The sequence below is a fragment of the Streptomyces sp. NPDC007917 genome (assembly GCF_042959105.1).
Lineage (GTDB): Bacteria > Actinomycetota > Actinomycetes > Streptomycetales > Streptomycetaceae > Streptomyces.
Map to the genome: position 1 here is coordinate 83,597 of NZ_JBIBKK010000023.1, position 12,747 is coordinate 96,343.

12 protein-coding genes are annotated in these 12,747 nt (G+C 71.3%); 5 read left to right on the plus strand and 7 right to left on the minus strand.

Annotated features, from left to right (window positions below; all coding sequences use genetic code 11):
• Positions 1 to 88 precede the first annotated feature (88 nt).
• Genes ACFZDL_RS34550 through ACFZDL_RS34560 form a run of 3 tightly spaced genes read left to right on the plus strand, consistent with a single transcriptional unit; the run spans position 89 to position 3,527 of the window.
• Positions 89 to 1,048: a hypothetical protein gene (locus tag ACFZDL_RS34550; RefSeq protein WP_353594351.1), complete on the plus strand. Its 960-nt coding sequence runs from the start codon at positions 89 to 91 to the stop codon at positions 1,046 to 1,048.
• Entirely contained in the window at positions 1,045 to 2,145 is a 1,101-nt protein-coding gene (locus ACFZDL_RS34555; RefSeq protein WP_353594350.1) for a hypothetical protein, read from the plus strand. The genes ACFZDL_RS34550 and ACFZDL_RS34555 overlap by 4 nt, the downstream gene beginning before the upstream one ends.
• A gap of 14 nt (positions 2,146 to 2,159) precedes the next feature.
• Complete coding sequence (locus ACFZDL_RS34560) at positions 2,160 to 3,527, plus strand: hypothetical protein (RefSeq protein WP_353594425.1); 1,368 nt, start codon at positions 2,160 to 2,162, stop codon at positions 3,525 to 3,527.
• 94 nt (positions 3,528 to 3,621) lie between these two features.
• Here the strand turns inward: ACFZDL_RS34560 and ACFZDL_RS34565 are convergent, their stop codons facing one another.
• Positions 3,622 to 5,151, minus strand: a complete 1,530-nt coding sequence (locus ACFZDL_RS34565; RefSeq protein ID WP_353594349.1) for an oligopeptide:H+ symporter — start codon at positions 5,149 to 5,151, stop codon at positions 3,622 to 3,624.
• A gap of 315 nt (positions 5,152 to 5,466) precedes the next feature.
• On the opposite strand from ACFZDL_RS34565, the gene ACFZDL_RS34570 reads away from it, so the two are divergent.
• Together ACFZDL_RS34570 and ACFZDL_RS34575 are read left to right on the plus strand one after the other, a co-directional pair.
• The gene (locus ACFZDL_RS34570; protein WP_014177112.1) at positions 5,467 to 6,147 is read left to right on the plus strand and encodes a response regulator transcription factor; all 681 of its coding nucleotides are present in this window, start codon (positions 5,467 to 5,469) and stop codon (positions 6,145 to 6,147) included.
• Positions 6,148 to 6,176: 29 nt separating this feature from the next.
• Positions 6,177 to 7,454: an ATP-binding protein gene (locus tag ACFZDL_RS34575; protein ID WP_353594348.1), complete on the plus strand. Its 1,278-nt coding sequence runs from the start codon at positions 6,177 to 6,179 to the stop codon at positions 7,452 to 7,454.
• Between the two features lie 32 nt (positions 7,455 to 7,486).
• Here ACFZDL_RS34575 and ACFZDL_RS34580 read toward each other — a convergent pair whose 3' ends face one another.
• The 6 genes from ACFZDL_RS34580 to ACFZDL_RS34605 form a co-directional block, all read right to left on the minus strand.
• Complete coding sequence (locus ACFZDL_RS34580; RefSeq protein ID WP_353594347.1) at positions 7,487 to 7,999, minus strand: GtrA family protein; 513 nt, start codon at positions 7,997 to 7,999, stop codon at positions 7,487 to 7,489.
• A gap of 110 nt (positions 8,000 to 8,109) precedes the next feature.
• Positions 8,110 to 8,496 (minus strand): hypothetical protein, encoded by a 387-nt coding sequence (locus ACFZDL_RS34585; protein ID WP_353594346.1) that lies wholly within the window; start codon positions 8,494 to 8,496, stop codon positions 8,110 to 8,112.
• 27 nt (positions 8,497 to 8,523) lie between these two features.
• A complete protein-coding gene (locus ACFZDL_RS34590) occupies positions 8,524 to 10,119 on the minus strand; it encodes a peptidoglycan-binding protein (RefSeq protein ID WP_353594345.1) in 1,596 nt (531 codons plus the stop codon).
• A gap of 14 nt (positions 10,120 to 10,133) precedes the next feature.
• Positions 10,134 to 10,496, minus strand: a complete 363-nt coding sequence (locus tag ACFZDL_RS34595) for a hypothetical protein (protein ID WP_353594344.1) — start codon at positions 10,494 to 10,496, stop codon at positions 10,134 to 10,136.
• 127 nt (positions 10,497 to 10,623) lie between these two features.
• Positions 10,624 to 11,169 (minus strand): protease inhibitor I42 family protein, encoded by a 546-nt coding sequence (locus tag ACFZDL_RS34600; protein WP_353594343.1) that lies wholly within the window; start codon positions 11,167 to 11,169, stop codon positions 10,624 to 10,626.
• A 2-nt stretch (positions 11,170 to 11,171) separates the two neighbouring features.
• Positions 11,172 to 12,725 carry a peptidoglycan-binding protein gene (locus ACFZDL_RS34605; protein ID WP_353594342.1) on the minus strand — a complete coding sequence of 518 codons (1,554 nt, stop codon included), beginning with the start codon at positions 12,723 to 12,725 and terminating at the stop codon, positions 11,172 to 11,174.
• Positions 12,726 to 12,747: the final 22 nt, after the last annotated feature.

Genomic DNA, 12,747 nt, shown 5'->3' on the forward strand with positions numbered 1-12,747 from the left:
CGCAGCGGTCCGCCTCGGGCGGCGGGCCGGTCCGCCGCCGCCCCGCGGCCACGCACGAGCACGAGCACCAGCACCCAAGGAGCCGCCGATGCCGTCTCGTATCCGCGCAGCATGGACGGTCGCCGCCGTGCCCGCCGTCGCCGCCGCGCTGCTCACCGCGCCCGCCACGGCCGCCGGGCCCAACTGGTCCGCGCGGCCCGCGGCCGGTGGCACGGCCGGGCCGGGCGCCGGCGACCGGCCGTACTTCTATCTGGAGGGCGGGCCGGGCAGCGCGCTCCGGGACCGGCTCTCCGTCGTCAACCGCGGTGAGGGGCCCCGCACCGTCCAACTCCGCCCCGCCGACGCCACCCCTGACGCGCCATCGGCGGGGCGGGGCAGCGGTGCGTGGATCTCGCTCGCCGCCAAGCGGGTCACGGTCCCGGCCCGCACCCGCGCCGACGTCCCCTTCACCCTCACCGTCCCGCCCGAGACGCCACCCGGCGACCACCCCGGCGCCATCCTCGTCACCGGCGGCGGCAGGGAAGTCCGGGTGCCGGTGCATCTGCGGGTCCGCGGGCGGACGCTGGCGGCGATCACCGTCGAGGACGTGAAGGTGGTCAAGGACGGTGGCGGGGCCACCATCCACTACGCGCTCGTCAACCGCGGCAACACCGTGCTGACGCCCCGCCTCGCGGTGCGCGCCGACGGGCTCTTCGGCGAGGTGCTGCGCCGGGACGCCCGCACACTGCCCGTCGAGCTGGCGCCGGGCCGCCGGGTGCGGCTCACCGAGAAGTGGCCGGACCCGCCCGCGCTCGACTCGGTGGACGTCACCCTCACCGCCACCGCGGCGGGCGGCGCCCACGCGGTCGCCTCCGCCGGTTACACCCCCGTGCCCTGGGGCGTTCCGGCCGGGGCGGGGGCCCTGGCGCTGGGCGCGGTCGCGGGCGGGGGCGCCTGGCTGCTGCGGTGGCGGCGCGGACGCCACCGCACCGGGGACGGTGACGCGCCCGCGGAACCGGCGCGGGAGGCGCGGGAACCAGCAGGCACGGGGTCAGGAGCGAGGACATGACAGGCCGTACGGACACCCAGCCGACCCCGCGCCCGGCACCCGCACCAGCACGCGTACCAGCGCCACGCGTGCGCGCGGCCCGCCACCTGCGCCGCCCGCTCGCCGCGCTGTTGGCCGTGTGCACGCTCGTCGTGCTCGCGCTGGGCGCACCGCCGCAGGTCCGCGAGGCCGCCGCGGCCGAGGGCCCGACCGCGACGGTCTCGGACCAGGAGGCGGGCGCGGGTGGCACGGTCACCGTGAGCGGCCGGGGCTGGCGGCCCCGCGCCCTGCTCATGATGCTCATCTGCGGACAGAACATGATCGGCGGCACCAACTCCTGCGCCAACTCCGACGGCAGAGCGGTCACCACCGATGCTCAGGGCGCCTTCCGCAAGAAGCTGCCGGTCGCCGAGCCGCCCAAGCCCTGCCCGTGCGTCGTCCATGTGGCGACGGTCACCGGCGAAGCCGCCTATGACGATGTGCCGTTCCGGGTCGCGGGGCATCCGGTCGCGCCGCTGCCGAAGCAGGAGGGGACCGGGGGCGAACGGCTGCGGGCGCTGTCGGCGCGGCTCGACGGGTCGAGCGGGCTGCTCACCTGGTTCGGCGCGCCCCCGCAGCGCCGCCTGGTGGTCACCGTCGCCAACCTCGGCTCCACCCCGGCCCGCGACCCGGTCTTCCGGGTCGGCACCTCGCACGGCGTGTTCGCACCCTCCTGGGAGGAGCAGCAGTGGCGGGGGACCATAGCGGCCGGGAAGAAGGCACAGGTCAAGCTCCCGGTCGAGCTGTCGGCGGGTGCGCACGGCGACTATCGGGTCTCGCTCAGGTACGGCCGGAAAGTGCTGGTCGAAGAGGCGTGGACGGTGGGGCGGCCGTGGGGCGTCACCCTCTTCTGGATTCTGCTGTGCGTGGTGGTCCCGGCGGCGGTCTTCCGCATCGGCATGGCCGTCGTGGACAAGGTGCGGCCACGTACGGCGGCGGTCGCGGCGCGCGGCGGCGACGACGGCGGCGCGCTGCCCTGGTTCACCCCGGACACCCTGCCGCAGGCACAGAGCACACAGACGCAACACCTTTCCGCACCGTCCCAGGAGAACCGACCGACCCCGAAAGGATCGACGTGAGTACGCAACGAAGAGTGGGCGCGGCAGCGGCCGCGCTGCTGCTCGGCGGTGCGGGCGTGCTGATGGGCGCGGGCACCGCACGGGCGGCCGAGGTCTCGTACGCGACCGAGTGTCTGCCGCCGCCGATCTCAGGCCTGCCTCCGGTGGAGGGCACCACGACGGTGGAGGTGCAGGCCCCGGCGACGGCGAAGGTCGGCGACGAGGTCGAAGTGGTCTGGAAGACCGTGCAGGCCGCCTCCAAGAACCCGCCGATCCTCGACATCGAGGAGAACACCGTCAAGCCGACCGGCACCCTCACGGTGGGCGGCGCGCAGACGGGTGAGCTGGCCATGGAGGGGCCGCGGGAGAATCCGGCGATCCCCAAGGACAGCCCGATGAAGCTGTCCGACATGAAGGGCAAGCTCAAGCTGACGCAGGCGGGGGAGGTGACGCTGACCCCGGGCGCGTACGACATCAACGTCAGCAAGCCGCTGTCCACGGACACCAAGTGTTCGGCGAAGGAGGCGGTCAAGGCCGCGGCCACCATCAAGGTGACGGCCAGTGGCGGCAGCACCACGGGCGGCTCGACCACAGGCGGTAACACCACAGGTGGCAACACGACGGGAGGTAACACCACCGGGGGCAACACGACGGGCGGGAACACCACGGGCGGCAACACCACAGGTGGCAACACGACGGGCGGCAACACCACAGGCGGGAACACCACCGGCGGCGGTGGGGGCGGCGACTCGTACACCGGCAAGGAGGTCCCGGTCGCATACGCCTGCAAGACCCCCATCGGCGACAAGAACGCCACCTCCCCGGTCCGCGTCAACGCCGTCAAGAACGGCGGGAGCTTCGACCTGACCGTCAAGTTCGGCAAGTCCGTCATGGACAGCCCGGCCGACATCCCCGCGGACTCGGTCAAGCCGTCGATGGCCGTCAAGCTCGGCGGCGCGGACAAGGGCACGGTCGCGGTGACGGGTCCGACCAACAAGGGGCCGATCAAGTCGGGCGAGCCGATCGAGATCCCCGACCTCACCGGCACCTACAAGCCGGGCGCGAGCGGCAAGTCGACGCTCACCCCCGGCGTGCTCACGGTCAAGGCGCTCGGCACGACGACCACCTGCACCCCCGCCCGGGACACCCAGGCCTCGCTCGAGCTGGACACCACGGCCCAGTCCAACGGCGCTTCGGGCGGCAACGGCAGCGGGAGCAGCGGTTCCGGCGGCGGCACCGCCACGTCCGGCGGCGGCGCCTCCACCAGCGGCGGGCTCGCCGAGACCGGGGCGAGTGACCACGGCGGCCTCAAGGCGCTCGGGCTGGTGGCCGGCACGGCCGTCCTGCTCGGCGCCGCCGTCTTCACCCTGACCCCCTGGCGCAAGCTGCGCGGCACGCGCTGACCCACGGCGTACGGCGTACGGGGAGGCACCGTACGGAGCACGCGAGGGGCCCGGCGCGATCACCGCGCCGGGCCCCTCGCTCATGTGCGCCGCCTCAGTGGACGTCGGCCATCAGCCGTACGACCTTCTTGCGGGAGAAGTAGATCGCGACACCGGCCGCCGCGGCCACCGCCGCCTCCAGCGCGATGATCCCCACGCCGCTCAGGTCGACCCCCGCGATGGACAGCAGACCCGTGGTGCAGTCACCTGCCGTGACGGCCAGGAACCACACGCCCATCATCTGGCTCGCGTACTTCGCGGGCGCCATCTTGGTCGTCACCGAGAGCCCCACCGGCGACAGGCACAGCTCGCCCATGGTCTGGATCAGATAGATCGACACCAGCCACATCGGGCTGACCGTCGTGCCGTCCGAGGCCATGGCCATCGGGACGACGAAGACGAAGAACGATCCGCCGATCAGCATCAGGGCCAGGGAGAACTTCGCCATCGTGCCCGGCTCCCGGCTGCGCCGCGCCAGGGCCAGCCAGGCCCAGGCGAAGACCGGCGCCAGCGCCATCACCATCAGCGGGTTCACCGACTGGAACCAGGAGGACGGGAAGTGCAGGCCGAAGATCGTGTCGGCGGTCTTGGTCTCGCCGAAGGCGGACATCGTCGAGCCGCCCTGGTCGTAGATCATCCAGAAGACGGCGGCGGCCACGAAGAACCAGATGTAGCCGCTGACCTTGGTCTGCTCGACCGGGCTGAGCTCCTTGTCGCGCTTGATGCGGACCAGGACGCCGGTCGGGATGATCAGGCCGAGGACGGTGATCGGCACCAGCGCCCAGTTGAGGGTCCAGTGGCCGGTGGCCACCACCACGGAGTAGAAGACCGCGGCGACGACCAGCCAGACCAGGCCCTTGCGCAGCCAGGCGGTGCGCTCCGCGACCGCCAGCGGGGTCGGCACCACGCTGCTGCGCGGGCTCAGGTGGCGGGTGCCGATCAGGAACTGGGCCAGGCCCAGCGCCATGCCGAGTGCGGCGAGCGCGAAGCCCAGGTGCCAGCTGTAGCTCTGGCCGATGGTGCCGATCACCAGGGGCGCGGCGAAGGCACCGAGGTTGATGCCCATGTAGAAGATCGTGAAGCCGCCGTCCCGGCGCGGGTCGGAGGGGCCGTCGTAGAGGTGGCCGACCATCGTGGAGATGTTGGCCTTCAGCAGGCCCGAGCCCAGGGCGACCAGCGCCAGACCGGCGAAGAAGGTGGCCTGTCCGGGCACGGCGAGCGCCAGGTGGCCGGCCATGATGATGCCGGCCGAGATGGCCACCGTCTTGCGCGGGCCCCAGACGCGGTCGCCGAACCAGCCGCCCGGCATGGCGAGCAGATAGACCATGGCCAGGTACACCGAGTAGATGGCCACCGCGTTGCCCTCGGACAACCCGAGGCCGCCGCCCTGGCTGCCGTGCTTGGCGTCCGGGCCTCCGGCGATCAGGTACAGCACCAGGAGGGCCCGCATGCCGTAGAAGCTGAAGCGCTCCCACATCTCGGTCATGAAGAGGGTGGCCAGGCCGCGGGGGTGGCCGAAGAAGGTCTTGCCGCCGTTCACAGGGGTTTCCTGGCCGGCCGCGTCCTTCGTCAGGCTGGACGCCATGGTGGTGGTTCCTTGCGTGTGCTCGTGCCCGGGCATGACGGCCCGAAGGCACGCCCGGTGGGGGGTGGCGGCCGCGTGCCGGGCTGACAGAGCTGGTGGCTGCTGCCGCGGGGTACACGACGAGGACCTTCGGCGCCGTTATGCGGCCAAAGGTCCCAGAAAGTTGCTACGGACTCCTTGTCACCATACGACACGCCATGCTCGGCGATGACCGTATTGAGAGATAGCTCACGCGTGGCGTGTGCAACCTTTTGCGCTTCGTCCGTAGTCCTGTGCGCGCCCCGTGCGCGAACCTGGTCGGACTACCATCACCCCATGACCCGAGTACTGCTCGCCGAGGATGACGCATCCATCTCGGAGCCGCTCGCCCGCGCCTTGCGCCGCGAGGGGTACGAGGTCGAGGTGCGTGAAGACGGACCGACCGCGCTGGACGCCGGTCTGCAAGGGGGCGTCGATCTGCTCGTCCTCGATCTGGGCCTGCCGGGCATGGACGGCCTGGAGGTCTGCCGCCGGCTGCGTACGGAGGGCCACGGCTTCCCGGTGCTGGTGCTCACCGCGCGCGCGGACGAGGTGGACACCGTGGTCGGCCTGGACGCCGGCGCCGACGACTACGTCACCAAGCCGTTCCGCCTCGCCGAGCTGCTGGCCCGGGTGCGGGCCCTGCTGCGGCGCGGCGCCGTCGAGACGCAGGCGCAGCAGCCGGCCACCCACGGGGTGCGCATCGACGTCGAGTCGCACCGCGCCTGGATGGGCGACGAGGAGCTGCAGCTGACCGCCAAGGAATTCGATCTGCTGCGGGTCCTGGTCCGGGACGCGGGGCGGGTCGTCACCCGCGACCAGCTGATGCGCGAGGTGTGGGACACCACCTGGTGGTCGTCGACCAAGACACTCGACATGCACATCTCCTGGCTCCGCAAGAAGCTCGGTGACGACGCCGCCAACCCCCGGTACATCGCCACCGTGCGCGGCGTCGGGTTCCGGTTCGAGAAGAGCTGAGAGACATCTCAGCGTGACACGGTAGGGCTATGCGCCGTCGCTTGATCAACTCCACGCTCGCCGTGGTGCTCGTCGTCATCGCCGTCTTCGGACTCTCCCTGGTCATCGTGGAGACCCGGACGATCGAGAACAGCGCCCTGGAGAGCGTCGACGCCGACGCGGTGCGCCTGGTCAGCATCGTCGACAGCAGGCTGCTGGGCGGCGAGGGGGTGACCCCCGCGGTGCTGCGCGAGCAGATCGAGCCAGGGCGCTACGCCGTGATCACGATCCCGGGCCATGAGGTGGTCGAGATCGGCAAGCGCCCGACCGGCAGCGTCATCTCCGCGCAGGAGCGGGGCGACCAGGGCGAGACGGTGCGGGTCGAGGCGTCCCGCTCGACGGTCAGCCGGGAGATCGGCCGCACCATGCTGATCATCCTGGGGGTGGCGCTGCTCGCCGTGCTCGCCGCCGTGGGCCTCGCCGTACGGCAGGCGCACCGGCTCTCCGCCCCGCTCACCGACCTCGCCGAGACCGCCGAGCGCCTGGGCTCGGGGGACCCGCGCCCCCGCCACCGGCGCTACGGGGTGCCGGAGCTCGACCGGGTCGCCGATGTGCTCGACGCGAGCGCGGAGCGGATCGCCCGGATGCTCACCGCCGAGCGCCGGCTGGCGGCCGACGCCTCGCACCAGCTGCGGACGCCGCTGACCGCGCTGTCCATGCGGCTGGAGGAGATCACGCTCACCGACGACCCGGAGACGGTCAAGGAGGAGGCCACGATCGCGCTGGCCCAGGTGGAGCGGCTCACCGACGTCGTCCAGCGCCTGCTGACCAACTCACGGGACCCGCGGACCGGCTCCGCGGTGGCCTTCGACCTGGACGAGGTGGTCAAGCAGCAGATCGAGGAGTGGCGCCCGGCCTCGCGCAGCGAGGGCCGCGCCATCGTGCGGTCGGGGAAGAAGGGGCTGCGCGCGGTCGGCACTCCGGGAGCCGTCGCCCAGGTGCTCGCCACGCTGATCGAGAACTCGCTGATGCACGGTGACGGCACGGTCGCGCTGCGCACCCGCGTCACCGGCAACCAGGCGGTGGTCGAGGTGTCCGACGAGGGGCCGGGTGTGCCGTCCGACCTGGGCGCGCGGGTCTTCGAGCGCACGGTCAGCGGGCGCAACTCCACGGGCCTCGGGCTCGCCGTCGCCCGTGATCTCGCGGAGGCGGACGGCGGCCGTCTGGAGCTGCTGCAGCAGCACCCGCCGGTCTTCGCGCTCTTCCTGAGCCGCGAGGGCGACCCGGGCCGCGAGACCGACTCGGGGGCCGGCTCCGACACCGTGTGATGCCTTCCGGACCGGGCCGCGCCCCCCGGGGGCTACTTGCGGACCGTCGGCTGGTCGCTCGCCTGGGACAGGAAGGACTCGGCGGTCTCCACCGCCTCGCGGGCGGGCAGCGCGCGGAACACCCAGGTGCGGTAGGACCAGAACCGGAAGAGCGTGGCGATGCCGATGCCGAGGAACTTGAACACGTTGTTCTGCAGCTGGCTGTCCCAGCCGAACCCGTACGTCGCCGCGTAGAGCACGCCGTTCTCGATGACCAGGCCGACCGCGCTGAACAGCAGGAAGAGGGTCAGCTCCTTGGTGCGCCCCTGACTGTCGCGCTCCCGGTAGGTGAAGTACCGGTAGCCCAGGTAGTTGAACAGGGTGGCGACGACGGTGGCCACGATGCTGGCCCGCACCGTGGGCAGTTCGGTGAGGTGTTTGATCAGGTTGAAGACACCGAGGTTGACGAAGACACCGGCACCCCCGACGGCGCCGAACTTGAGGACCTCACGGGCGAGTTGGTCCACTCGTGCGCGCAGCCTGCCGATCGTGCGCTGTTCACTCATGGCGACTACTCAGCCCCGTCCGATCGGCGTCTACAACTCCGACCATGCTAACCAGCGGCCGCGGAGCCCGCCCGTCGGTGTGACGGAACCGGCCTTTTATCACCGAACTGTCACAGGCCGCCACGGGTGCGCATCCGCAGCTCGAGCACCGCGGCCACCGCTTCCAGCCACCGCGCCACGGTCTCGTCCCCCGCCACGCCCTTCACCAGGGGCGCGGCCGTCCCCAGCCACTCGCGCGCCAGCGCGCCCGCCTCGGGCCCGGGCAGCGGTTCCGGCAGCTCCGCGGCCATCCGGGTGCCGCCGCGCCGTACCACCTCCCCGAGGTACGCCACCGAGCGCGGCAGCACCCCCAGCCGCTCGGCCCCGAGGGCGGCGGCGATCGTCCCGTCCCCGAAGAGCGCGGTGCGGTGGGCGCCGCCGAACATCAGCCCGTAGCGGATCATCAGGGGGACGTCGAGGGCGAGCAGCTCCTCGTCGGTCATGTTCTGGTGTGTCATGGGCCGGGGTCACCTCAGCGGGAAGGCTCATCGGGGCAGGGAATACACATACGCGTTCGGCAGGCGGCGGTCGGACGCCTTGTCCATGTGGTTGTTGACGAAGTCTTCCTCGCTGACCCAGGTGGTGTACCCCCACGGGTTGTAGACCTCGAGCTTGTCGCCCTCATAGCCGACGATCAACATGGCGTGCCCGGAGCGCACCTGGCCGGAGCTGTCCGTCGAATACCCTTCGACGCCGATCGGTACGGGCTTGCCCTCGTCCACCGCCTCCTCGATCAACGGCAGGGCGTTCCGCCGGCTCTCCGTGTCGTTCATTCGGTGGTGCTCATAGGTGCCGCCGGTGCGCGGCGCGAGCTCGTCGTTGAGGATTTCGCGCTTGCCGTTCAGGTCCATGCCACCGTCGGGGAGGGGATGGCCGCCACCCTCCTCGTGGACCCGGACCTGCTCGTTGAGCAGCCGCTTCTTGAACGCGGCGGGGCTGTCGTACGCCGGGTCGCCGGGGTGCCCGCCGGTGGTCAGCCGCAGCGTGTAGACGGGGTCGACCAGGGCGCGGGCGGCGACGGTGGACGAGGACACGCAGGTCCCGTTCTTGCCCTGCGTCCACTCCGCCCCCTTGGCGCCGGGGACGTCGAACTCGGACGCGGAGTCCACGCCGACCCTGGTGTCCCCGCTGGTGTGGAACGGCGCGAGGTGTTCGCGCAGCCAGGTCGCGTCCCGGCCGTGGATGTCCTCGCCGAAGGACCGCAGCGTCTTGATGTCGTACCCGGCGGCCAGGGCCTTCATCAGATACGCCCCCTCCTGCGGGGACTTGGCGCGGGACATCAGCTGGTCGAACTCGGCCTGGTCCTGCGCGCTCAGCCTGTCCCTGAACTGCGCGGAGCGCTTGAGCTCGTTGGCGCTGAGGATTTCGTTGAGGTCCGCGGGGCCGCCCGGGTCGGCCGCGTCGGCGATGACCAGCCGGTCCGCGTCGGTGAGGCCGTTCGCGGTGACCTTCCGGGTCCGCGCCTGCGCGGCCAGCTTGCTGAGCTTGTCCGCCGCCTTCTTCCCGCCCTCCTTGGCCCGGTCGTCCGCCTCGATCAGGTACGTGATGCCGTCGAGGGTGGCCTTCTTGGCTTCCGTGAGCTGTTTGCCGTCGCTGAAGAAGGGGGTGCACAGCGACTTGGCGTTGTCCAGCGCGAGGCGCGCGTATTCGTCCGTCGCCTGCGCCGCTCCGATGTCTATGGCCAGCTGCCGCAGCACCGGCACGGCCTCCCGGAGCTTTTCGGCCGTCTCGTCCGTGGAGCGCGAGGCGGCGCCCGCGACCTCGCTCGCCTTCTCCCCGGCCGTGCCCACCCACACCGCGGGCAGTCCGGCCTTCGCCACCTTTCCCAGGTCGCCCTGCGCGGACTCCAGGAGCTCCGCGGCCCGCGTGTAGCGCGCCGCGACACCGTCGATGTGGTCCGAGTCACCGAGGGGCGTCGGAGTGTCCCGTGCCTTGCCGATCGCGTCGGACAGCGCCAGGCAGAACGCGTACGTCTCGTCGTCCGAGGGCTTCAGAGCCTGCACGTGCTTGTGCAGTGCGTCCAGCTTCTGCCGCTTGGTCTGATCCTGCGGCTTGTGCTGGGTTTTACCGTCCCCGGCCATATGCGCCCTGCCTCTCAGGAGTTCCGCGAGTAGCGGTCGATGGCGCTGAAGTCGCTCTCTCTGGCCTGGTCGGTTCCGCGGTACGCCTTCGAACTGACCCCGATCTTCTTCTGCAGCTCGCGCACCGCGCCCTCGAGGGTCTCGCACTCGGCGATCCACGCCTCGGAGAACTCGTTGAAGGCGGGCGCGGCCCCGTACTCGCCGAAGTGCAGGAGGGAGGAGGGCAGTTCGAGGAAGCCGCCGATGCCGGGGAAACCGCCCTCGCCCTTCTCCAGCAACCCCTTGGCCGCCTGGATGTCATCGGCGGCGAGCCCCAGGCGCTCCCCCTGGCTGAGCGCGCCGCCGTGCTGGATGCCGAGGTCCTTGTCCCGTCCCATGAAGGCCTCCCCCGAGGAAGTGGACGCGGCGGGTCCGCGTCAAATACGGCCGAATCCTAACCATCGTCGCTGAGACCGGGCCGGGCAGGGCCGGGCAGGTCATGGGCGCCGCTCCCCGGACGCCGGATCAGCGCACGGTCACCCGGTAGGTGACGGTGTGGGGGAGGCCGGAGGAGTAGCCGCCGGCGGACTTGTCCGTGCCGAAGGAGTTGGCGAGGACGATCCGGGTCTGACCGGCCTTCAGCGCCTCGAAGGTGAAGTACTTGGTGTGGCCCCCGCCGATGAGTTCCTTCTCGCGGGCGGTCTGGTACGAGCTTTCGCCGACCTTGCGCAGCACCGCCGTGGACGGGCCGGGCTCGGCCACGCTCCAGTCGGCGCGCGCGGAGATGTTCTGCCGCATGGCGATCGAGAACCGCTCGCCGCGCTTCACGGTGATCGGGCCCTCGGTGCGGTCCAGGTCCTTGGAGTCGGCCCGGTCCTGGTGGATCGTGCCGAGACCGGCGGGTTTCGGATCGGAGGAGGGCGAGGGCGAGGAGGAGGACGAGGGTGGGGTCGGAGACGACGAGGGGCCCGCGGTCTTGGCGGGGGACGCGTCGTCCGACTGGCAGCCCGCGGCGCAGAGCGCGAGGCCGGTCAGGAGCAGGGCGGAGGTGCGACGGGTGATGGCGCTCATGGTCACTTCGGTAGGTAGACGGAGTAGGCGGTCGGGAAGTAGCCGTTGGTCGTGTAGCCCATCCTGTTGTGGACGAAGTCGTCCTCTTTGATCCAGGTGATGGTGCCGTCCGGGTTGTAGACCTGGAGTCTGTCGCCCTCGTGCCCGACGATCATCATCGCGTGGCGGCCGACGGAGCCCTCGACGTCGACCGGGACGGGCACGCCGTTGTCGATGTGCCGCTCGATCTCGGCCAGGGACGCTTGGCGCTCCGCGTTGTTGTCCAGCTTCCGTTCGGCGTAGTTGGCGCCGGTGTAGCTGCCCACCTCGACGTCGGCGACGTGCTGCTGGCCGTAGGGGTTCATCCCGCCGTCGGGCAGGGGGTCGCCGCCGCCCTCCGCGTGGACGCGGTTCTGCTCCTGCTTGAGGCGGTTGTCGAACGCGTTGGGGTTGTCGTACTCGGGGTCGTCGGGGTGGCCGCCGGTCGTGAGGTGGAAGGCGTACAGGGGGTCGATCATCGCCCGGGCCTCGACGGTGGACGAGGCGACACATGTCCCCCGACCCTGTTCCCACTTGGCGCCCTGGTAGTTCACGTAGTTGGTGCCGGATTCGGTGCTCTGGACGACGACGGGGGTGAGGCGGTCGCTCAGCCACTGCGGGGACCGGCCGTGGATCTGCTGGGCGAAGCGGTCGATCTCCCGCACATCGTGCCCCGCCGCCAAGGCCTTCATCAGATACGCCCGCTCCTGCGGGGACTTGGCGGCGGAGAGCAGCCGGTCGAACTCCGCCTTGTCGTGCGCGCTCATCTTGTCCATGAACTCGGAGGAACGCTTGAGCTCGTTGGCGGTCAGGATCTCGTTGAGCTCGGCGGGGCCGCCTGGGGCGGCGGCGTCGGCGAGAACGAGCTGGTCGGCGTCGGTGAGCCCGTCGGCGGTGACCTTCCGGGCCCGGGCCTCGGAGGCCAGCTTGGTGAGCGCCTTCTGGGCCTCGATGCCGGCCGCCTTGGCCTGGCCGGCGGCCTCGCTCATGTAGGAGACGCCGTCGAGGACGGCCGTCTTGGCCTCGCGCAGCTCGTCGGGCGGCATGATGAGGCCGCCGTTGTTCAGGGTCGACGCCGCCACATCGAGTGCGACGAGCCCGTAGTCGTGCCTCGCCTGGGCCTTGCCGATACCCATGGAGAGGGCCTTCAGCACGGGCACGGCCTCCTGGAACTTCTGGGCCATCTGATCGGCGGAGTACGAGGCGGCGCCCACGACCTCGCTCGCCTTCGCCCCGGCGGTGCCCACCCACACGGCGGGCAGCCCGTCCTTGGCGACCTTCCGCAGATCGCCCTGGGCCCTGTCCACGATCTCGGCCGCTTTCCCGTAGCGCGCCGCGACGCCGTCGATGTGGTCCGGGCTGCCGAGAGGGGCGGAGAACTCCCGCGCCTCGCTGATCGCGCCGGCCAGGTCGTTGCGGGCCCTCATCTGATCGTCGAATGAATCGGCGTCCACCTGGATGGCCTGGACGCGCTTGTGCAGCTTGTTCAGCCCGTCCTGGTTGTCGCTGAACTTCTCTCTCAGCCTGCCCGTCGTCATTCGGCTTCCCCCCAAGGACGCG